This is a genomic window from uncultured Campylobacter sp., assembly GCF_938002845.1.
In the GTDB taxonomy this organism is placed as follows: domain Bacteria; phylum Campylobacterota; class Campylobacteria; order Campylobacterales; family Campylobacteraceae; genus Campylobacter_B.
The window spans coordinates 91,714-113,909 of the sequence record NZ_CALKZP010000050.1 but is presented as its reverse complement, the minus strand read 5'-3'; the positions used below and the strand labels follow the sequence as shown (position 1 = coordinate 113,909).

Annotated in this window: 18 protein-coding genes and 4 pseudogenes; 7 read left to right on the top strand and 15 right to left on the bottom strand. The window is 46.1% G+C overall.

Features of this window, described 5'->3' with window-relative positions; genetic code table 11:
* Positions 1–183: 183 nt before the first annotated feature.
* The 3 genes from Q0224_RS08200 (at position 184) to tsaD (ending at position 5,291) form a co-directional block, all read left to right on the top strand.
* Complete coding sequence (locus Q0224_RS08200) at positions 184–2,253, top strand: TonB-dependent receptor (protein ID WP_297950430.1); 2,070 nt, start codon at positions 184–186, stop codon at positions 2,251–2,253.
* A 344-nt stretch (positions 2,254–2,597) separates the two neighbouring features.
* The gene (creD, locus tag Q0224_RS08195; RefSeq protein ID WP_297950428.1) at positions 2,598–3,992 is read left to right on the top strand and encodes a cell envelope integrity protein CreD; all 1,395 of its coding nucleotides are present in this window, start codon (positions 2,598–2,600) and stop codon (positions 3,990–3,992) included.
* A gap of 291 nt (positions 3,993–4,283) precedes the next feature.
* Positions 4,284–5,291, top strand: coding sequence for a tRNA (adenosine(37)-N6)-threonylcarbamoyltransferase complex transferase subunit TsaD (gene tsaD / locus Q0224_RS08190; protein WP_297950426.1), 1,008 nt, complete (start codon positions 4,284–4,286; stop codon positions 5,289–5,291).
* A gap of 271 nt (positions 5,292–5,562) precedes the next feature.
* On the opposite strand, the gene Q0224_RS08185 is transcribed toward tsaD, so the two are convergent.
* The 4 genes and pseudogenes from Q0224_RS08185 to Q0224_RS08170 all read right to left on the bottom strand — a co-directional run.
* Positions 5,563–6,045, bottom strand: coding sequence for a hypothetical protein (locus tag Q0224_RS08185; RefSeq protein WP_297950424.1), 483 nt, complete (start codon positions 6,043–6,045; stop codon positions 5,563–5,565).
* Position 6,046: 1 nt separating this feature from the next.
* A complete protein-coding gene (locus Q0224_RS08180; RefSeq protein ID WP_297880200.1) occupies positions 6,047–6,493 on the bottom strand; it encodes a hypothetical protein in 447 nt (148 codons plus the stop codon).
* A 320-nt stretch (positions 6,494–6,813) separates the two neighbouring features.
* Positions 6,814–7,233, bottom strand: a pseudogene (locus tag Q0224_RS08175) (7-cyano-7-deazaguanine synthase); the annotation flags it as partial.
* Between the two features lie 489 nt (positions 7,234–7,722).
* Positions 7,723–7,989: pseudogene (locus Q0224_RS08170) on the bottom strand (7-cyano-7-deazaguanine synthase); the annotation flags it as partial.
* A 54-nt stretch (positions 7,990–8,043) separates the two neighbouring features.
* Between Q0224_RS08170 and ybeY the strand changes: the two are divergent.
* A complete protein-coding gene (ybeY, locus tag Q0224_RS08165; RefSeq protein ID WP_297880202.1) occupies positions 8,044–8,673 on the top strand; it encodes an rRNA maturation RNase YbeY in 630 nt (209 codons plus the stop codon).
* Positions 8,674–8,887: 214 nt separating this feature from the next.
* On the opposite strand, the gene Q0224_RS08160 is transcribed toward ybeY, so the two are convergent.
* The 11 genes and pseudogenes from Q0224_RS08160 to mscL form a co-directional block, all read right to left on the bottom strand.
* Positions 8,888–9,457, bottom strand: coding sequence for a hypothetical protein (locus tag Q0224_RS08160; RefSeq protein WP_297950422.1), 570 nt, complete (start codon positions 9,455–9,457; stop codon positions 8,888–8,890).
* A 290-nt stretch (positions 9,458–9,747) separates the two neighbouring features.
* Positions 9,748–10,362: a hypothetical protein gene (locus tag Q0224_RS08155; protein ID WP_297950420.1), complete on the bottom strand. Its 615-nt coding sequence runs from the start codon at positions 10,360–10,362 to the stop codon at positions 9,748–9,750.
* A 59-nt stretch (positions 10,363–10,421) separates the two neighbouring features.
* The gene (locus tag Q0224_RS08150; RefSeq protein WP_297950418.1) at positions 10,422–10,970 is read right to left on the bottom strand and encodes a hypothetical protein; all 549 of its coding nucleotides are present in this window, start codon (positions 10,968–10,970) and stop codon (positions 10,422–10,424) included.
* Positions 10,971–11,247: 277 nt separating this feature from the next.
* Entirely contained in the window at positions 11,248–12,171 is a 924-nt protein-coding gene (locus Q0224_RS08145) for a hypothetical protein (RefSeq protein WP_297950415.1), read from the bottom strand.
* Positions 12,172–12,803: 632 nt separating this feature from the next.
* Positions 12,804–14,144: pseudogene (priA, locus tag Q0224_RS11010) on the bottom strand (primosomal protein N'); the annotation flags it as partial.
* A 693-nt stretch (positions 14,145–14,837) separates the two neighbouring features.
* Positions 14,838–15,089: pseudogene (locus Q0224_RS11005) on the bottom strand (primosomal protein N'); the annotation flags it as partial.
* Positions 15,090–15,093: 4 nt separating this feature from the next.
* Positions 15,094–15,567 carry a prepilin-type N-terminal cleavage/methylation domain-containing protein gene (locus Q0224_RS08135; RefSeq protein ID WP_297950411.1) on the bottom strand — a complete coding sequence of 158 codons (474 nt, stop codon included), beginning with the start codon at positions 15,565–15,567 and terminating at the stop codon, positions 15,094–15,096.
* Between the two features lie 82 nt (positions 15,568–15,649).
* On the bottom strand, positions 15,650–16,642 hold the full coding sequence (gene asd, locus Q0224_RS08130; protein WP_297950409.1) for an archaetidylserine decarboxylase: 993 nt from the start codon (positions 16,640–16,642) through the stop codon (positions 15,650–15,652).
* Positions 16,643–17,770 carry a metallophosphoesterase gene (locus Q0224_RS08125; RefSeq protein ID WP_297950407.1) on the bottom strand — a complete coding sequence of 376 codons (1,128 nt, stop codon included), beginning with the start codon at positions 17,768–17,770 and terminating at the stop codon, positions 16,643–16,645.
* 3 nt (positions 17,771–17,773) lie between these two features.
* Positions 17,774–18,412 carry a Crp/Fnr family transcriptional regulator gene (locus Q0224_RS08120; protein ID WP_297883312.1) on the bottom strand — a complete coding sequence of 213 codons (639 nt, stop codon included), beginning with the start codon at positions 18,410–18,412 and terminating at the stop codon, positions 17,774–17,776.
* Positions 18,413–18,421: 9 nt separating this feature from the next.
* Positions 18,422–18,823, bottom strand: coding sequence for a large-conductance mechanosensitive channel protein MscL (gene mscL / locus Q0224_RS08115; protein WP_297950406.1), 402 nt, complete (start codon positions 18,821–18,823; stop codon positions 18,422–18,424).
* A 114-nt stretch (positions 18,824–18,937) separates the two neighbouring features.
* On the opposite strand from mscL, the gene gltX reads away from it, so the two are divergent.
* From gltX to Q0224_RS08100, 3 genes are read left to right on the top strand one after another with little or no spacing between them, the layout of a single operon-like run.
* Entirely contained in the window at positions 18,938–20,245 is a 1,308-nt protein-coding gene (gene gltX, locus Q0224_RS08110; protein ID WP_297950405.1) for a glutamate--tRNA ligase, read from the top strand.
* A complete protein-coding gene (locus Q0224_RS08105) occupies positions 20,239–20,535 on the top strand; it encodes a YggT family protein (protein ID WP_297950403.1) in 297 nt (98 codons plus the stop codon). Before gltX ends, Q0224_RS08105 begins: the two co-directional genes overlap by 7 nt.
* A complete protein-coding gene (locus Q0224_RS08100; RefSeq protein ID WP_297950401.1) occupies positions 20,532–22,196 on the top strand; it encodes a lytic transglycosylase domain-containing protein in 1,665 nt (554 codons plus the stop codon). Before Q0224_RS08105 ends, Q0224_RS08100 begins: the two co-directional genes overlap by 4 nt.

Genomic DNA, 22,196 nt, shown 5'->3' with positions numbered 1-22,196 from the left:
TACTAAAATTTTGATGAGCGATATTTAAATTATATTTTATCATTTAGCTTTATTTAATGATAACAAAGCATTCGGAGATAAAATTCTAATGATTTTAAAATGTCTTGATAATTAATATAAAATAAAGGATTAATTTTATATTAATTACCGTTTTTTAATCTCATTATCATTTAGGAGTTTCGTATGAAAAAATTTCATCTGGCTTTGTCCTTGTGCGCAGTTCTTTGCTTAAGCGCACAAGCAGACGAGAAATCAAGCGCTACGGACGTATCCAAAAGCAAAGATTCAAATAGGCAAAGCCTGGACGTAATCGAAGTTACTAGCGATTCTAGCACACCTAGCACCGTGGATGATATCAAAATCAATACTCGCAACGCTACGCTCATCAAAGATGTATTTCGCGACATCCCAGGCGTTTATGTGGGCGGCACCAACGGCATGAATCAAAAAATTTATATGCGCGGCGTGAGCGATCGCGGTCTAAATATCACGATTGACGGCGCGAAACAAAACGGCAATACCTTCCACCACAACGCCGATTTACTAATCGATCCGGATCTTATCAAAGCCGTAGAGATCGATGTCGGCGCGCGCTCGGTCGTGAACGGCTCGGGCGCCTTGGGTGGCTCGGTAGCTTTTAAGACTGTGGATGCCAACGACCTGCTCGAAAAGGGTCAGGATATAGGCGCCAAGCTCAAAGTGGGCTATACAAGCAATAACGAAGGCTATTCGCAAAGCGCGATGCTTTATGGCAGGGCGTTTGATAGCCTAGATATGCTTGCTGCGTTTAAGCACTACGGATACGGCTTCGGCGAATCCGGCAATGGCAAACCTACGGGCGGTGATGGCAACGATATAAATTATCTATTCAAGGCGGGCTATAGCTTTTTGGATTTCCATAAAATTTCACTATCTACCGAGCATATGCAGTATAAAGGTCTCTATCCGCTGCGACCGGAATTCGGCTCTTGGCTGAACGGACAGCTGGATAACCACAAATACGAGCGCGATACGCACACGATCAAATACACGTATAATCCAAGCGACTTGCTAGAACTCGACATCACGGGATATTACACCAAACATCAACGCATCGGATCGACTTCAACGAACGTAAAATGGGGCGTCGAGACCAAAGGCAGCAAAATCGGCGCTAAGAGTAAATTTGAAACGGGCGATTTAGCGCATACGTTGCGTTATGGCTTTGATTACTACCGCTCCGAAAACTACGTTAAGCCCGGCAATCTACGCCCCGAAAAGGTCGATAATTATAGCTTTTATATCGAGGATGCTATGCGCTACGGCGGGCTTACGGTAACTCCCGGCGTGCGCTACGAAAGGCACGAGCTAAAGACTTATAACGGCAGAGGCGCTAATATCTCTAGCTACAAATATAAATTTGACGAAGTAAGCCCCGCCTTGGCGCTTGATTACGAGATTGGCGCTGGATTTGGGGCATTTGCGAGCTATGCGCGAGTATTTAGAGGACCCGACGTAATGGAGAGCATGATGGCTGCGGGCACTAGCCGTGGCAGACCGCTAAGCTGGATGGCTAACGAAAATTTAAAAGCCACTACGGGCAACGCCTACGAAATAGGCGGTCGCTACGAAAGCGAGCTAGGAGAGAATTCCTCGGTAAGCCTAACTGCGAAGTATTTCAGGACGGAATATAAAAATCTCATCGTAGATAACAATGCTCGCGGCGGCGTTATCGGCTGCCCGGGAGGAGCAGCAAATACCTTATGCAGGGCTAATGCAGGCGGCGCGGACATTGACGGCGTCGAGCTTTTCGCAAGATTGATATTAGATGATTTGAGCCTTGCTGCGGGTTACACCCACCAGCACGTAGAATATAAAGACCGCGTGCGCAGCGGCTCGGGCTATCTAAGCTCAAACATCATCGGCTACCGCGACTATGGCGATAAATACACCTTCAATGCCGAGTACGCAATCTCTGCGGCGGATCTACTGCTGGGCTATAACTTACTATTTTTCAACTCCAAAAACGTAGCCTCCGCAAATAGCGACGAAAAAACAAAAGTGCCTAGCTACGCGGTTCACGATCTATATGTGACCTACGCTCCGGATAGTGGGCGATTTAAAGGGCTTGAGATCAACGCGGGCGTTTACAATCTCTTTGATAAAGCCTACGCATCGCACTCGCAGCGCAGTACCGATTTCACCGGAGATTCAAATGCTATCGACTGGGAGCCTGGACGAAATTTCAAGCTAAGCGTGGCGTATAAATTTTAAAGCTTACGCGAGATGACGGTACGAAATTTTGCACGCTAAAGCGGCGAAATTTTAAAAATTCAAAGCCCTTGGAATTTCAAAATTCCTAGGGCTTTGTAAATTTGAAATTCTTAGACTTAGAATTTCAAGCTTTTAAATTCTACTAACAAAAATTTTTCTCGTAAAATTCTCATTCGCAATGAAATTCTAGCTTACGGCAAAATCCCCAAAATTAAAAGCGATATCCGCAGCGCTTCACATCCGAAGTTCGTTTAGAATTTATAAAATTCCTCCCGCTTAAAGCGCCGTCCGTTTACTCTTCATCGTTAAAATTCTGTTTTAAATTCTACTTAAAAGGAGAGCCTTTGTTAAATTCTACTAAAAATGCCATTCGCGGGGCATTTTGGACGAAACCGTTCATAGTTTTAGTGCTGCTTTTGCTGCTGCTAATCCCACTAAGCTTTATCGATAATCTTACCTACTCGCGCTCCGAAACCAAGCAGCTCGCGCAGGATTCGATCCTCACACCGGTGGGCGGCGAGCTGCAAATCCAGGGTCTCGCGATCGTCGTGCCCTACGCAGAGATAATCGAAGCGATAGATAAAAGCAACAACGAGCTCATAAAAAGGCGCGTAGAGAAAAATTTCATCATCGTACCTAAAAACTACTCTCTCGCGGCGGAGATCGACCCCACCTATCTAAAGCGCGGGATTTTTCGCGTTCCGATATATAACGGCGATTTTGCGCTTAAGGCGGACTTTGAGGCGATAAACTATACCGAGCTCGGCGTCGATCCTGCGCGGCTAAATTTCGACGAAGCCGTGCTAGTGCTCGGCGTAGGCAATCAAAAATCTTTCACCGCCTCCCCCGCTTTAAGCTTAAACGGCAAGGAGCTTAAGCAATATCACGGCAACACCGAAGCTAAAATTTTTGATCGAAGCCTAATCTACAAGCTCCCCGCTTCCGCGCTGTCGTCTGATTTTAGCATCAGCGGTACGCTTAAAATCCAAGGCGGCGAGGCGCTTCATCTAGCTCCGATCGCACAAAATAGCCGTTTTGAAATTAGCTCTACTTGGTCATCGCCTAGCTTTGGCGGCGGCTTTATCGCCAAATCGCGCGAGGTAAGCGCTAGCGGCTTTAAAGCTTCGTGGGAAGTTACAGGCTTAGCCGCGGGCATTGCTCCTGCGTGGCTAGCAGATCAAGACACGCAGATTGCGATGACGAGCCGGCGCAGCTACGACGATAGAAACGACGCCGTAAGTATCGGCTTCATCGAGCCCGTGAACAACTACTCGCTGATTAAGCGCTGCACGGATTACGCGTTGTTATTCTTAGCGGTGCCGTTTTTAGCGATCTTTTTGTGCGAGGTTTATACTCACGAGCGCATCCACCCGATCCAATACCTATTAATAGGACTTGAGGACGTCGTTTTCTACCTGCTTGTGCTCTCGCTCTCCGAACACATCGGCTTTGCGATCAGCTACGCTATCTCGGCGATCGCGGTAAGCGCGATAGTATTTTTCTACGCAAGCGCGATTTTCAAAGGCGCGCGCTGGGGCGTTTTCATCACTTGCGTTCAGCTCGTTTCATATGCGATCCTCTATGTTATCTTAAATTCCGAAGACTACGCCCTATTAATGGGAAGTTTGATGATCTTCGCGGTGATTTCTTTGGTAATGTATTTTACGCGCAAGCTCGATTGGTACGACACCGCGATCCCAAGCGGCGAGAAAAAACAAGAGCAAGAGCCCGAAATTTAGCCTTTAAATTTGCCGCTAAATTTAATCGCAATGGCCTTTGGAGCTTTAAAATCCAAAGGCCTTTTTAAATTTGCCCGCTAAATTTCGACTGCCAAAATTTCATCTATTTAAAATTTTATCCGCCGCGGCAGACAAACTGCGACCGAGCCGAACGACGCATTTTAAAATTTTGCCCCGCGAGCGGAAGTACGTCGCGACAAAGACAAAATTTAAAGCGCGCCGTTTTAAATTTTAAAATTTCATCTGCGCCGATTTTTGAGTATAATGAGCGAAAAATTTTAAGGATTTTGTGTGATACTTGCTATTGAGAGCAGCTGCGACGACAGCTCGGTCGCGGTGATGGATGAGCGCAGTTTCGAGCTGAAATTTTACGAAAAAATAAGCCAGGAGGCCGAGCACGCCAAATACGGCGGCGTCGTGCCCGAGCTTGCCGCGAGGCTGCATACGGAGGCGCTGCCGCGGATTTTACAGCGTGCAAAGCCCTATTTTAGCGAGCTTAGCGCCGTCGCAGCGACCAATACCCCAGGGCTTAGCGTGAGCCTGATCGGCGGCGTGAATATGGCAAAAGCGCTCGCACTCGCGCTAAATTTGCCGCTCATCGGCGTAAATCATCTCATAGGCCACATTTACTCGCTGTTTTTGCACGGCGAGGCGCGATTCCCGATGGGCGTTTTGCTCGTTAGCGGCGGACACACGATGGTTTTGGATATCGACGCGGCGGGGGGTATCGAAATTTTAGCGACCACGGGCGACGACAGCTTCGGCGAGAGCTTCGATAAGATCGCCAAAATGCTGGGTCTCGGCTACCCGGGCGGCGCGCTCATCGAGGAGCTTGCAAAAGGCGGCGAGCCGAGGTTTGAACTGCCCGTACCGCTAAGGGGCGACAGGCGGCTGGAGTATAGCTTTTCGGGGCTTAAAAACGCCGTGCGCGTGCAGATAGAGAAGCTAAAAGAGGCGGGCGAGCTGGATGAGCAGGCGATGCGCGATCTGGCGCGCTGCTTTGAGGATGCGGCGTGCGCGCACATACTGGATAAATTGCAGCGGATCTTTGAGCTGCGCCGCTTTACGCGCTTCGGCGTCGTGGGCGGAGCGAGCGCAAACCTGCACCTGCGCGGACTTCTAACGGATCTGTGCGAGCGGGCGGGCTGCGAGATACTTTTCGCGCCGATGAAATTTTGCTCCGACAATGCCGCCATGATCGCGCGCGCAGCGATAGAAAAGCTGCGTAAAAAAGAGTTCACGGCACCCGCAGAACTGCAAATCGTTCCGCATCTAAATCTACGCTCGGCATTTGAGTGAAATTTTAAAATTTACAAATAGTCTGCGCCCGCTAGCGAATTCTCGCGCATTGGGCGTTTGAGTAAAATTTTATCTCGCGCTCGCTCACGGTTAGGTTTTGGATAAATTTCGCTTTGAATTTACATATCGCGTTTAAGGCTAGCGCCACGTTTTGTTAAATCTCTTTCATGCTCGCACCGTCATCGGTGCCGCTACCGTTGCACATCCTCGCTGCTTGCAATGTCTGCTAAATTTTGATCAGTTTTGTTAGCTTGTCATTTTTTGCACTTTCTTAATCGTGCAGGAAAGTTACGACTTCGTGTTCTTTTGGCAAGAACTTTCTACCGTGTATACCGCTTTCGCCATATTCTATTAAAGCTTCACCAAGCACCTTATAGAGCTCATCTAAAGAAATTCCGTAAGTGCTGGAATTTATACTTTCTAACTTATATTTGATAAAAAACGGATTATCGACTAGCATTTTACTGGTAGTTTCGTCGTAAATTCGCCTTATATCAAGCTCAATAACATTTCCCTTATAACATAAAATATAAATCTCCTCACCCGTAAATCCATCTCGCGGATCCGGTAAGTGCGGATCACACACAAAGATAAACCAAATATCCCTCTGCCTATCGATGACCCAATCAAGCTGCTCTATACGTTGATCGCCCAATGGAAGTTCACCAAAATTTGCCCTGGAGCTATTTACTATGTCAATAACGCCATATTTCTCAATATCCTCTTTAGAGATATATTCTGCTACGAATGCCATTTTATTTTTCCTTTCTTACATCTATTAACGCTACACTAAAATCATCCTTATCCTCCCAGCCTGGTCTAAATTTAAAATCAATCAAAATATCTCTCAATATTTTAATAACTTCATTATCTGGAATAATAGAATTTATAACATTTACCTCGATAATTTTCCACACCCTTTGAAATTTGCGTCCATCCACTTCTTGATCATATTCGTAGTCCAAAAGAATATCTAAATTATTTCCTTGAATATAAAGCCTCCATAGCTTTTTGCTCCCATAACCATAATCATACCCTTCATTTGGTAGTCTTTTAATTAAAAGAAACCAAATATCTTTTTGTCTATCAACAACAAAATTTCTAGGTAGTTCTTCATAATACGGACTATATTGATAAAAAATTTTACTCAACCCGTACTTTTCATCATCCTTTTTAGTGATGATAGCATTTTCAAACGCCATTCTCTCCTCCTTAAAATTTAATTCTCGGATTATACTACGATATGTTTATATCCGCCTATGCGCTAATAAATATATCGTAGGGTTAAATTTATAATTGATTTTCGCCTCAAACCGCATGCAACGCTCGCATTAAAATTTTTCAAATTCCGAAGCGCAGTTTAAATTTACAGCCACAGCTCGGCGCGCGCCAAAGTGCAGGCCGCCGCACGTTTAAATCTAGCCGCAAATCATATGGCGCTACGCATTCAAAACCCGCGTATATCAGGTGCTGCAATGACGCGCCGAGCTATGCGGGCTCGGTAAATTTCGCCGCGGTGTACCTAAACTTCTATCGCATAGGGGATTTTATCCTTCGCGCAGGCGCCCGCAAAGCCTTTAAGCCGCAGCAAGCAGCTGTCGCAAAGCCCGCACGCAGCGTCCTCGCGCTCGTAGCAGCTCCACGTAAGCTCTAGCGGTACGCCGATTTTAAGCGCTAACGAGACAATCTGCGCCTTGCTAAGGTGCACGAGCGGGGTTTTGATGCGCGGATGAAAGTCGCGGCTCGTGCCCAGCTCAAGCGCTCGCTCAAACGCGCCGATGAAGCCCGCGCTGCAGTCGGGGTAGCCGCTACTGTCCTCCTGCACCACGCCGATGAAGATCGCGTCGCAGCGCTCCTTCTCGGCAAGGGCGGCGGCGATGCTCAAAAACACGCCGTTGCGAAACGGCACGTAGGTGCTCGGCAGATCCGAAAACACGCTCTCGCCGCTTGGCGGTGAAATTTTATCGCTTTGGCTTTGCGATGAAATTTCACCCTCTGCGCGCTTCGATGAAATTTTATCGCCCTCTTGCGGCCCGGCTCCGCTTTGAGATAAAATTTCACCTTCTTGAACCAGAATTTTGCTGCCCTGCGACGGGATTTTGTCGTCGCGAGCTAAAATTTTACCGCCTTGCGGCGAAGGCTCATCGCCCCCTAGTAAAATTTCAGCGTCTTGAATTAAAATTTCACCGCTCTGCACGCAGCTGTCTCGCGCCGAATCTACGGCGAGCGTAGCGCCCGCGGGGCTCGTCAAAAAATTTGCCTCGGTAAAATTTTGCCCGCCAATCTCGGCATTAATATAATTTGCCGCGATAGAATTTTGCTCGTATAGTTCGGCGGCGGAATTTGTCTCGATAAAATTTAGCTCTCCGAGCTCGGCACTCTTGGAATTTGCCGCGCTGTCAATCTCGGTGCCGGTAGTATTTGTTGCGCCGCAAAGCTCCGCAGCACCCTTTCTGATCGGCAAAGTACCGTCCGTAAGGGCGCTTCCGCCGATTTGCGCGATGAAGCGAGCGTCTAAAACGAACCTCTTTGCGACCCCCAAATCGTCGCAAATTTTACTGAAGCACTCGCGCTCCTTGTCCATCGTGCGCTGATTATAATCAAAGTGCAGCGCCACGATCTCGTAACCTTCGCGCTTTGCGATATAGGCGCAGGTCGCGCTATCCATGCCGCCGCTGATCACGCATAAAGCTCTCATTTTCGTCCTTTTTTTGCTAAAATTATACGAAAATTTTATAAAAGAGGGGTAAAAATGATACTTTGCGAGCAGCCCTATCCCGAAATTTTGGACGCTATCGCGGCGGAGCTGGGCGGCGGGAGCGTCGAGCTAATTTTCGTGCGCGGCGAGGAGATGCGGCAGCTAAACGCGCAAACGCGCGGCATCGATAAGACGACCGACGTGCTGAGTTTCCCGCTCGATCCTGCGGCGTTTGCGGGCTTCGGCGAGGATTTGAGCGAAGAGAGCTCCGCGCATGAAAACAGCGGCGGCAAAATTCTAAACGCTGCAAATTCTGCTAGTGAAAATACAGACGCCGCGAATTCTGTGAGCGAAAATTCCAATACCATAAATCCTGAAAATTCCGAGGGCGAAAGTCCTGGCGATGAAAATTTTAAAAATGAGAATTTTGGCGGCGAAAATTTCGCCCCCGCGCTACTCGGCTCGGTCGTGATAAATTTAGACCTCGTAGAGCTGAAAGCCGCGCAGCTAGGGCACGGCAGGGATGACGAGACGGCGCTACTTTTTACGCACGGTCTGCTGCACGTGCTAGGTTACGACCACGAGAGCGACGACGGACAGATGCGCGCCAAAGAATGTGAGATCATCGAGAAATTCCGCCTTCCAAAAAGCCTGATCGTACGAACGGATGAAAGCGAGGAGTAAGCGCTGCGGATAGCAAGCTGCGCGGTAAGCTCTATATGGATCACGAAGTAAAGTTTATATTCGAGCAATAAATTTGAAGTGTCGAGGCATGAGTGAGAAAAATTTTGCGATATATTGAAAAAGTTTATTTGACGTTAGCAGAATGAATTCCTGCGCGTATTTTTAAGTAGAATTCTTATCGCATCAGATATTGCGGAAACGTTATACGACATATTTATGCCCCTTTTAATGAATTTTTATATGCTTTATTTAGTTGAAAAAATGTAAAAAATAAAACTAGCGCCAAGATAATTCCGCTGAATAAAAAGAGTTTTTGTTCAAAGAAATTTTGCCTAAGATCAACTTCGATGATTACTTTATTATCACAATCTCCAAATTCTACGATATGAAGATTTATCATTTTTAAGATTACGCATTTATTATTAATGTATCTACTAAATATAAAATCACAAAAGTATTTTTCTTCATAGTCGTATTTGTTTGTATCAATATGAAAATCGATAAATTCCCAAGAAAAGATTTTGCCATTTCCCGCTACAGATATCTTGCAACCATTACCGCTTTTATAACTATGAAATCTAAAAAATTTCTCTACTGTTCCGGAGAAAATATATGGATTCTGTAAGGACTTCTCACTGGGTACAACTGCATAAGCGGCCAAAAAACATATAGGCATAAGAACCATAGAAAATACGGCAATCATAGCTAAAAAATTATGCTTTTTAGCAAAGCCGAATTTTATTAAATCATTACAATAATCCACGTAACGAAGCGGATTTTTCATTATGTTCCTTTAAATAAACATAGATGGCAGCCCAAAAAGCGCACGCTATCGCAAGTTCGGTACTTAGACTTAACGGCTACCCTCGATACCCACAAAGTGCGAATGAGCGTACAAAATCCAACTGCACTTTCATTAAATTTCGAACGATACATTGATGTATTGTATTGTGCGGCGGATTAAATGCTGCTTAATATTTTTATTACAAACGCGAAATAAAAAGCCTAGAAACAAAGGTTTGTACGAGCTAGCTTCTACATCGCAATTATCAAATACCTTTTCTTGCGGCCTTCTTAATATTTAAGACCGCTATCTTTCGTAGTAAAATAAATTTTTACATTCGAAAAAATAGGCAAATCTTGTAAATTCTCTAGTTCTACCTTATACATACCTTTTTGTAAGGGCGTGCAGGCGATCGTCGCACTATATGCGTCATAGTGTTTCTCGCCCCTATAAATACTCGTTTGCATATACGCGGGGCGTAAATTCCTCGCCTCTGCAAACACGGGTTTTAACTTATAATAAAAATACTCCTTTCCGCGTCCAAATTTATTCGGCTCATTATCTATTTTGTATATCTTTAGACTTAGCGGTATTTTGGTACCGCGCAGCAGCGTTTCGTTCACGTCGTATTCCCCTCCTATATACGTATTTGCGAACTCATCATCCAAGAGCTTCATATCTCTATCGTAATCGTATGAGACAAAATCCAAAGTAAAATATCTACAAATTTTATCATCTTTGTTATTTATATATAATTCCGCTTTATTGCCGGCTTTAGTTAAATTTATATCGGTAAATTCCATAGGAATGCGCGGCTTAATTATCAAATAATTTATAAGCTCCTCCGCCACATAACAAAACAAAATAGACGCCGCTATTATAAAAATAAATTTTAATACTCTCATATTGCTCCATTTATAGGCATTTTAGCGGATTTATCCTTTCGCTTTAAGCATAATAGATTTTATTCACATTCATGAATATATGGATCTTTTAGGGTAAATTCGCCATGATCTCCCAACCAAAACGTCGCATACTCAAAATTATCAATAGCAAATGTCGCATGGTGCTCGCTATACACTCTGCGCGATCTGCATTTTTTGCCTTTGTAATCATAGTGATCTGATAGCTTTTTATAAAACTCGATGCTTTCGTTATCAAAGTCGTAGCCCAGCGCGATATCTTGATTTCGCCCGTCGTAAAAATGGATATAGTCGAAATCGAGGTTGTAATAAACCTTGCAATAACCATTTTCGCCGTTTATTATGGCATCGCTGCAATATTTTTCTAGTTTTAATTTCTCTTTTTCAAACTCATGCCTTAGCTTGGTTTGCTCAGACGGGTCTAAATTTTGTGTTTTCTCAGTAAAAAATTCCTCTTCATACCTAAGCGCCTTCTGCAATAAAATAGCCGCATATTCGGCTCTTTTGGAATAAAAATATAGAAAATAGGAGGTGTATAACATAAAGATAAAACCCGCAAAAATCATAAAATTTCTAAGTAGTTTTTTCAAATCGTTGCCTTTATATGCTCTATATCGGTGCAAATAGTTTTGCCTCTTTCAAAAAGAGCGATGACTTATTATATCCCGTTAAGATTAAAACGCTGCAATTTGATATTATATTTTGATTTTAATCGGATATAAGAACGACAAGACGTAAAATTTATCGTCGTATCATGTAAATTACGCGAGCAAAATTTAGGTGAATAAAATTCGCTTAACTGCACGCCTAGCCAATACTCACGGAGTCTATATTTGTTCCTGCGGACAAACCCTCAAGCGCACCGATTTAGAATTTAAATTTCTTAAATTCTATCTTTTCATCGAAAACCGACATCGTGCGCCGCAGCTCGTCTATATCGACATTTAGCACGGCTAAGAAATACTCTCGTAGCTGCACATATTCATCTTTGTTTGCCATCAAAATATTCATTATATCGACGCTGGCGTTTTCTTTATATAGCACAAGCTGATCGTGAATGCCGAAAAATCCGAGGCTGCCATTATGTAGATGCATAAATATCTTAGAGCCGTAAAGCAAGGTAAGTACCATAGTAAAAATACAAACTATATTTCTAATATTAACACTCACGCTTTCGTCGTCTCCGCCAAGCTTAAGCGCGAGTAAAACCCAAACGGCGATAACGATCTTAAGGGCTAACGGTATTTGCTGCCTCCAACTCCATCTGCAATCGAAGCTAACCGCCATCGCACCGATCTTTTGTAGCTCAAAAAATTTCACAATTTCGCCCTTTTTATAATACGCGACGGTAGAGTTCGTCATCACGAAATATGCTTCGCCCTCGCGCCTAGCCGCCTCTATGAGCGGCAAGGGCACTAGGATAAACATTCGCAATACGCCTAGCTCTGGCGGCCCCACCACGATGATGGCAAAAAACAAAAATATTAAAAATACGCAGCACATCGCAGGGAATTGATATTTAACGTAATCGCGATATAGATGATCCGTGATGATTAATGGGGCTCTGTCATAATCTATGATTATGGTATTATCCTTACTCGAAAGGCTCGCGTCCTTGTCGGTATATGTTTCTGCGCTATCATCCGCAAGCTCCAAGCGGCCTAGCTTTAAATTTGGTTTTAAATTTAGATCGCAAGCATCAGGCTTGTCACTATCTGTCTGCGATCCGCAAGACGCCTTCGCGCGCCTTCTGCGCAAGGCCTCTCTTAGCTCATCTAAATTATCGCTCAAATCGTCTCCTTAAATTTTGCCCGAAATTTTGCCACTCTTTTTTAGCCCGTTCCGCAAACAAACGCTGCAAAAAAGCGTCCGCAATGAATAAAATTTCGCTCGAATTTTAAAAGCTCCGTCTAGCCGAAGTTTACGGGATCCATATCGATTTCGACGGGCAGATGCTCAAGCGCGCGCGCGGCGTTGATTAGCGGCACGTGCGAGCTAGCGCGCAGCAGAATTTCAAAGCGAAATTTCGACGCGATATAGGCGATGCCCGCCTTGCCGTAGCCGATGATCTCAAAGCTCTCGCTCGCCTTCTCTTTCAAATACTGAGTGGAATTTTCGGCAGTATTTTCGGCCGCTAAATTTATAAAATTTTGCGCGATCTCGTTTCTTTCAGGCTTTAAATTCACGTTGTCCGCTTCCTCGTCGCAAGCTGAAATTTGCGCGGCATTTTTTAAATTTGAAGCGTTTTTTTGGGAGCTTAAATTTACATAACTCTCGCGCAAATCCGAGCCTTGAAATTTAAAATTTGGCATCTGTTTACCGTCCTGCTGCGCAGAATTTTGTAAATTTAAAGCGCTTAAATTTGCTCTCCTAGCGTCTAGCCCGTCACGCGATGCAAACGCGCTATCTCCCGCCTGTTTGCGGCGCAAAAGCTCAAGCGCGGCGTTCATTATCTCGCTCGCCGTCTTTTCATTTTTATGCGAGATCAGCACGCGCAAAAGCCGCATATACGGCGGATAGAGCCCCTCTCGAAACTCCGCCTCGTCGCGCAAAAAATCATCGTAGTTTTCGATATAATCCCTAAAAAAGCTGCTCTGGCGCGTCTGTATGACGACCCTGCCCTGCCCCGAGCGACCCGCGCGGCCAGCCACCTGCATCGCAAGCGCTAACGTCTTTTCGCGCGCCCTAAAATCGGGATAGCTCAGATGCTCGTCAATCCCCATTATCACCGCAAGATCCACGCCGTGGTAATCGTGCCCCTTACTAAGCATCTGCGTGCCTACCAAAATGTCGATTTTATGGGCGTTGAAGTTATTGAGTAGCGCCTCTAGCTTGCGCTGCGTGGTGATCTCGTCGCGATCAAATTTTGCGATGCGAGCGCTCGGGAAACGCGCCGCAAGCTGTGCCGCAAGCTCGCCCGTGCCGATCTTGCGCGCCTGCATCACCTCGCCGCCGCAGTTTTCGCAAGACGCCCTGTAAAACGTGCTAAAGCCGCAGTAATGGCACTTCAGCGCTGCAGCGTCCGCGTGATAGCTCATCCCGACGGCGCAAAACGGGCAGCGCACGATCTGCCCGCAGTTTTCGCAAACCATATATTTGTAGTTCGCGCGCGTCGGCAAAAACACGACCGCCTGCTTGCCTGCATCTAAGCTGCGCCCGATCTCGGTTAAAATTTTGGGACTCAACCCCGTTTCGCTCTCGTCGAAAATAAAGCGCTTGGCGCTGCTAAAGTAGGTGCCGCGCAGGCGGAAGTGCGGCTGCTTCGCGTAGGTGCTAAGCGCGGGCGTCGCAGAGCCCAAAACCACGCGGATGCCAAGCTTCTTGCCGACGAAAATTGCGGCGTCGCGGGCATTTAGGCGCGGCGCGGCAGCGGATTTGTAGCTGTCGTCGTGCTCCTCATCCACGACGATGAGGCCCAGATCGCTAAAGGGCAAAAACAGCGCTGAGCGGGCGCCCGCGATGAGCCGAATTTCGCCTGCGTTAAATTTTTCTAAAATTTCACGCTTTTTCTTGGGCGAAATTTTGGAGTGCCAGACGCCGAGTCGCTCGCCGAAATAGCTCTGTAGCCGCTTCGTCATCTGCGGTGTTAGCGAAATCTCGGGCATCAAAAACAGAGCCTGTTTGCCCGCAGCGAGCGCCTGCGCGATCAGCGCGATATAAATTTCGCTCTTGCCGCTGCCCGTATCGCCGAAAATCAGCGACGTCTCATTGGCTTCGGCAAATTTACGCGCTTGCTCCTGCGCGGGGGTGAGGTTTGGAATTTTACCTATTTGAAGCGGGGGTAGCGGCTGCGAAATGGGGCTTTGCGCGGTAGTGTCGAAATTTTGAATTAGGGCAGAATTTTGCGCTGAAGTAGAATTTTGAATCGAAATAGAATTCTCTCTCTCAGTAAAATCCCGCTCTTGGATCGAATTTTGCGCGATAGCGAAATTTTGTTTGTGTGTCGGCTCGAGGGCGGCAACAAAATTTATTGTCGTAGCGGGATTTTGAGCCAATGTAGAATTTTGAATTGAAACGGAATTTTGCTCATCGACAAAGTCCCTCTCTTGGATAGAATTCTGTGCGGCGGTAGAATTTGATGCCAAATTTTGTGAGATAATATTTTGCGCCTGCTTTAAATTTTGCTTTTGCATGGAATTTGGCGCGATGACGGAATTTATGACGGTAACAGAATTTTCTGCGGTAGTAGAATTCCTCCTCAATTCAGAATTTTGAATTGAGGCGGAATTGTGTGTGGCATTAAAATTCCCATCGAGCGTAGAATTTTGTGTGGTGATGGAATCCTGCTCGAAAATAAAATTTTGTTCGCGGGTAGAAGCTTGTTTGCAAGCGGAGACCAACTCACTAACGGGAATTTGCTCGCAAGCGCAATTCCGCTCGGTCGTAGGATCCTCCTGCGAATTCCGCAAATTCTGCGTCGTCTCACTTGAAGGCTCAAAGATCCCGAATGCAACGCCCTTTTCGCAAACATAATAATGCGCTATAAAATTTGCTAGTATAATTTGAAACTGCGTAAATTTAAGCTGCGAAATCTTTAAAATTTTCTTAGTTTTGAAGCTCGGCTTTGCAACCTCGCGCAGAATTACGGCGGATTTGATACTTGATTTTATGGGAACGGATACGATTTGATAAGCTGGGATTTTAAAATTTAAACTATAAGTAAGCGGCTTTAGGCTGGCGCCCAAAACCGCAACTTCATAATAGAGCATTTAGCTATTGAGCTAAGGATTGGCAAAGCTCGTCTTTGTGATCGCAGTCGAATGAACCTACGTTTCTACCCGCTGCCGTAGCCAAAGCCGATGTCGGATAGTAATCAAAAGTAGTACTCTTGCCTGCTACGCTAGCCCTATATGTAGACGTTGCGTTAGCATTGCCGTTCGTAACCAAAGCCCAGCCGTTCCTACCGCCATCTCTCATAGGATAGATAGGTTGCTGCAAAACGCCTTCAAAAAGAGTGGCATTGTCTGAACCCTCCAAAGCAGGCCACATAGTCACGCCCCTCATCATATTCTCGCTTCTAACTAGCGAAAGTCCGCTTCTAATGGCGGCGATATCCCCACGCATCTTAGCGATTGTAGCATCATCGCGCGTAGCGGCTAATCTAGGCACCGCAATGCCCGCCAAAATACCTAAAACGACGATGACAAAAACAAGCTCTATCATCGTAAAAGCTTTTAAATTTTTCATGTTAAATCCTTTGATTTAAAGTGAGATGATTATAGCCAAATTTAAATAAAATTAATTTTAGTTAAAGAAAAAATCCTGCATTTTAAATGGAATTTTGTGAAATTTCATTAAATTCTGCGATTTTTTGTCCGAATTTTACGGACGTATCAGCCGGGGTTTCAAATTTTAAAAACTCGCTTTGCGCTACGAGTACGATCGTTGAGCCCAGCTCGAAATTTCCCAAATGATTGCCCTTTTTAAATTTTAAATTTTCATATTCGTAAAGCGCCTCAGCTCTACTTGCGCATGCATTCGTCTGTATTCGCGTATCGAAATCAAATCTCATCTTGCCGACGTTTAAAGCACCCACGAAAACCATCCATAAAATCCCGCCGTTTCGCATTTTGCACTTCAAAATCACGCGCTCGTTTTTAGCGTAGAGGTTTGGAATTTTAAGTAAAAGCTTCTTCGCCACGCTGTAGAGATCGGCAGGGATATAAAGCGCCTGCAGCACGCCCAGATCGCACGGCGCGTGATAATGATGATAATCACGCGGGCTTAGATAGATATTTGCGTAGCTTAAATTTGCGCCGCTTGTATTTTTGCGGCATTGGGCGTCCTCTGCGCTCGTTTCGCGGCTCGCGCTATTTTCATCTCTGTAAATTTCAGCTCGCACGCCGCTTGCGGCATAAGTTGCGCCGCCGCCTATGATTTTCGCTTGAGCGGCGTCCGCGGCGTCATCTAATTTTTTAACCGCGCCGCTTTCGCTTGCAGTAAACGTGCGCCCCAATAGCTCGCTAAGGCTATATTCACAGCCCTTTACGCTAAAAGCCCGCAGATCGTCGCAGCATCCGCTCTCAAAGACCACACCGTCGCTAGGGCTTATAAAAGCCGCCTCGTCTGCCGCTATCTCGCGCGGGCGCAGCAAGCGGCGGGTAAAAAGCGCGTTTAGGCTCGCGTAGCTTTGCGGCGGATCAAATTCGCTCATATCGATTTTGAAAAATTCCACATATTTGCGGTTGATAAAATTTTGTATAAATTTAGGAAATTTCACCGCGGCGATAACCCCAAAAATCCTCGAAATAAAACTTCTCATCTATGCCTTTCTAAGCTTAAGCAGCGCGATTTCGGCATCCGCAAAGACCCTTATCGGCGGGCCCCAAAACCCTACGCCGCTGCTTACGTAAATTTGCTTCAGCCCGTCGTTATACAGCCCGTAAAGATACTTCTGGCTAAGCAGCACCAAAAGCGTCCACGGGAAAATTTGCCCCGCGTGCGTGTGTCCGCAGATACACAGATCGACCTCGTCGCGCACGAAATCCACGACGTATTTGGGCTGATGCGCGAGTAAAATTTTAGGCTTATCGGGGTCTGCCTGCGCTAGCGCAGCGCCGAGATCGGGCTGCATGTATCCGAAGCGAAAGCCGCTAAGATCGTACACGCCCATTAAATTTAGCCCTTCAAATTCCACGCTTTCGTTTTGCAGCACCCGCACACCCGCTTTTTGCATCGCCGCTATAAGCCCGCTTGCGTCGCCGCGGTAATATTCGTGGTTGCCCGTGACGAAAAAGATAGGCTTTTTGATCGCCTCAAGAGGCTGCAAAATATCCCCGAGCTCATCCGAGCGCAGATCAAACATATCGCCCACGATCAGTAGCGCATCATAATTTAGCGAGTTTATCTGCGCTACGACGCCTTGCAAAAATTCCTTTTTCAAAAACTCGCCCAGATGCACGTCCGAAATAACGACGAAGCTTAGCTCGCGAGCTAAGTTTTTGATTTTTATTTCGCGCTCGGTGATTTTTGGAATTTTTAGTGCATTATAAAGCCCCTTAAAAATATAGCTAAACGCCATTATTACAAAGGTTACGTCTATAAAGGTTTTTAAAAATTTTCGCCTGTTTTGGCTAAATTTAACTACATGCGCAGCGGCGCTTAGCACATCGTAAGCAAGGCAGATAAAAAAGAGCGAAAAGGACGCTGCCATGCAAAATACGCAAGCTTTATAAAGCAGCTCATTTTTAAAGCTTCCATTAAGCCCAAAACCCACAAAAAATATCGCATCTAAAATCGCCAAAGCTACGCAAAGCAAGCTCAAGGCAGGGCGAAAGATCACGAAATTTTTATATGGCGTAAAGCGCGCGCCGATCGACTTATAAACGTAAAGATTGAAAAACAGAAATAAAACCGTACCGACGATCGGAAAAATATAGGCGCTTTTCAAACTCTAGCCTTGGATATACTCGTCCAGCTTATCTTTATCAAAGCCCGTGATTTCTTGCTTATCGTCCAAAATTAGCGCGCCACTCTTTTTAAATTTAGTGATGGTGCGCGAAAATGTTTCGGGGGTAACATTTAGAATTTTGGCTATTCTAGTGTATTTTGTGCTCATAAAAATATCAAAATTTTCGTTGATAAACTTAGCGATTTTGCCGTCGCAGCTAAGCACGACTTGATTATCAAAGACCGCATTTAGCGCGCGGATCTTTTCAGACATCGATTTTAAAAGCTCCAGGCAAATTTTAGGATCGCTCATAAACTCGTTTTTAAATTTTTCATAATCGATCTTTAGCACCTCGCCGTTTGTCGAAAACACGCCACTTGCAGGATAGCTCGTCTCTTCGAAATTTACCATCTCCGCCACGAGCGAGATGGGGCGGATCTCGCGCATATGGATCTCGCGCCCCTTTGCGGAGGTTTTATAGATTTTTAAAATTCCTTTTAGCAGGATTAATAGATACTGCGAGCGCTCGCCCTCGAAAAATAAAATTTCGCCCTTTTTGTAGCTTTTATGGATGCTAATCTGCTCCAAACGATCGATTTGCGCTGCGCTTAGAGCTTTAAAATAAGGAATTCTCTCAAGCATCGCCGTAACCTATTTTTTAAGCAGGTCTCTTATCTCGGTAAGAAGCTTAATCTCTTCGCTAGGCTCCGCAGGTGCTGCCGGCTCAGGCGCAGGAGCGGGCTTTTTAAGCTTATTGATCGCCTTGATCGCGCAGAATATACAAAACGCGATGATGATAAAATCGACCGTTACCTGGATAAACGAGCCGTAGTTTATCGTAACGGCCGGGGTCTGCCCCACCGCTTCTTTTAGCACGATCTTAAGATCGGTAAAATTCATTCCTCCCGTAAGAAGTCCTAAAACCGGCATCATAATGTCGCTTACGAGCGAGGTTACGATCTTGCCGAAAGCCCCGCCGATGACGACGCCCACCGCCATATCGATGACGTTGCCTTTCATCGCAAATTCTTTAAATTCCTGAATGAAACCCATATTTTCTCCTTAGATAAGATGCGCCGATATTAGCCTATTTTTGCTTTGTTTTTGCTTTTTATTAGGAAGTAAAAAGTATAATCCCAGCTTAAATTTAAACCCAAAGGACCTAAATTGTATCGCTTCGCTCCATCGCCCACCGGCGATATGCATATCGGAAATTTACGCGCGGCTATTTTTAACTACATCTGCTCTCTACAGGATAAAAGCGGCTTTATTTTACGCATCGAGGATACCGACACTGCGCGCAATATCGAAGGCAAAGATCAAGAGATCATCGAAATTTTAAAGCGCTTCGGCATCTCGTGGCAGAGTCTGTATTATCAAAGCAAAAATTTAAAATTTCATCAGCAATTTGCCGCTAAGTTACTCGCCGAGAAAAAGGCGTTTTGCTGTTTTTGCAGTGAGGAGGAGCTTGAAGCGAAAAAGCAAGCCGCCAAGGACGCGGGCGAGGCTTATCGTTACGACGGGCACTGCGAGCATTTAAGCGATGAAGAGGTGCTAAACTGTGAGAAGCCTTTTACCATCCGCCTTAAAAAACCTGATCACGCGCTGGAATTTACCGACGCAATCAAGGGCCGTATCGCATTTGAGCCGCAGAATATCGACAGCTTTGTTATCATGCGTGCGGACAAGACGCCAACTTATAACTTCGCCTGCGCCTGCGACGATATGATGCAGGGCGTGAGCTTCGTAATCCGCGGTGAGGATCACGTCTCAAACACCCCGAAGCAAAACTGGATCCGCCAAAGCCTCGGCTACGAGGGCGAGATCAAATACGCGCACCTACCGATCATATTAAATTCCGAAGGCAAAAAGATGAGCAAGCGCGAGGATAGCTCGTCGGTAAAATGGCTGCTTCAAAGCGGCTACCTGCCCGAAGCGATCGCGAATTATCTGATCCTACTGGGTAACAAAACGCCGCGCGAGGTCTTTAGCATGGATGAGGCGGTGGAGTTTTTCGATATCGCTAAAATTTCAAAAAGCCCGGCGAAATTTGACGAGGACAAACTCGCCTTTATAAACCGCGAGCATATCAAAAGAGCGAGCGAGCAGCGCCTGGCGGAGCTTTTTGAGCTTGAGCCAAAATTTTCGCCTTTGATAAAATTTTACACTCAAGAAGCGAGCCTAATCCCACAGATCAAAGAGAAGATCGCAGCGATCTACGGCGCGAAAGATATCCCGCAGGAGTGGGCGGCGCAGGCGCAGGCGCTGCGAGAGGCGATCTTAAATTTATTAAGCTCAAACGGCGCAAGCGCGGAATTTAATGATTTCAAAGCGGCGCTTTCGCAGGCTACAAGCTTAAAGGGCAAGAGCCTGTTTATGCCGCTTAGGTTTTTACTAACCGGCGCGCCCCACGGACCGGAGCTTAGCGAGCTGTATCCGCTGATCCGCGCCGATCTGAAGGAGATCGTATGCTAGCAAACAGCCTGATCTACGGCGCGCTCATCACTCTGCACTACGCGCTGCAAGCCTATATGATCGTGATCTTTATCGCGTGCGTTTTGAGCTTCATCCGTCCAAATCCGTTCGGTAAATTTTATAAAATCTACCGCGTCATCTCTGCGCTTACCGAGCCCGCGTTCGCGCTGGTGCGCCGCTATCTGCCTACGACTTTCGGCGGGTTTGATCTTTCGCCGCTTCTTATCCTACTCGTGCTTAATTTCTTTGACAGCGCGATAATCTATATCATCAATAGGACGGTCATTTGAAAATATTTCTGAAATTTAGCCTTGTTTTAGGACTGCTGTGCGCCGCAAGTAGCGGTAAAATTTTAAGCTACGAACAGATCAAAGACGAGCCAAAATCCCTAGCCAAGGACTATTACATCTATCGCCTAATAGATGAGACGAAATACAACAAAGCGGAGATTAGAGCCTTAAAACAGAGCATCTTTCGCTACAAGGGCAAACTAAAAGAGAAGCTAGATAGAATTTTCGGCGCCATTCGCCCTCCTAAGCGTCCGGATCGCTGCGCAGGAGTAACGGCGGCAAATATTTTAGATGCAAATTTAACCTGCAAAAAGGCGCGCTCCTATCCAAATTTTATCGCCAAGCTAAGTCCGTCCGTGCGCGAGACACTCGCTTCGCAACTAGAGAGTCACCAAGACGCGGCTTCGCGAAACGCCGTAAATTTACTGCGCGGATTTAACGACGAAAATCCGAGCGAGTATTTTATGCAAAGCCGCAATGCGCAAAACTACTTTTTATATTACGACTACTTAAAAGGCGCGGGCAAAGACGCTCTGATCGACATCGACGCCGACGCAGCCTTCGTAAGCGAACTAGCTTCACAAAAAGGCTTCAAAGCGGTTCTTAACGACGCACTAATCAACCGCAAATACCCACGCTTGCGCCGCTCGCTCACGGGCGTCGATCCGCTAACCGCGGAGAAGGACGTAGCGTTTATGCTCGGCGTAAATGCCGTCATGCAGGGCGACGAAGGGGCGGCGCTTGCGTTTTTTAGCCGCGCAGCAGCGAGCTTTGAGAAGCCTCACGATGTACACAATGCGAAATTTTGGATCTACCTGCTAAATGGAGATCAAAATGTCTTGCGCCAGCTTGCTAGCAGCGATTATTACAGCCTCTACGCGCTGTACGCCAAAGAGGTCTTGGGAAATAAAAATTTAAACATCATCATCCCAAACCCCGCTAAAAATTCCATCGAAGGCTACGATATCACCGATCCTTTCGCTTGGGTTCGCACAAAAAATAGCGCCGATAGAATGTCTCGCGAGCAGCTTTTGGAATTTGCCAAAAAATTCGACACCAAGCAAAGCATCGGCGAGTACTCATATATCATGAATAAAGCAAGCGGCGGCAAGGACAACTTCTATCCGACGCCGTTTATGGAGTATATCGGCGACGGCGACAACCGCCGCAAGGCGCTAATTTTAGCGCTCGCTCGCCAAGAAAGCCGCTTCGTACCCGCATCGGTATCTACGTCGTATGCGCTTGGGATGATGCAATTTATGCCGTTTTTGGCTAACGAGATCGGCAAAAAGCAACTCAAAATCGACGGCTTCGATCAAGACGACATGTTCCGCCCGGAGGTCGCTTACCGCTTCGCCAACATCCACATCGACTGGTTAGAGCGCAAAATTTACAGCCCGGTTTTCATCGCATACGCTTACAACGGCGGGCTCGGGCTCGTCAAAAAGATGCTTCAGCGCGGCGATATGTTTAATAAGGGCAAATTTGAGCCGTGGCTTAGCATGGAGCTCGTGCCGTATGCCGAGAGCAGAGACTACGGCAAAAAGGTGCTCGCAAATTTTATCATCTATTCGCAGATCCTCGATCCGCGCGCGAAAGTCTCGGTGCAACAGGAGCTGCAAGATCTGCTGGTACCGAGCAGAAGCGACGATTTTAGATAA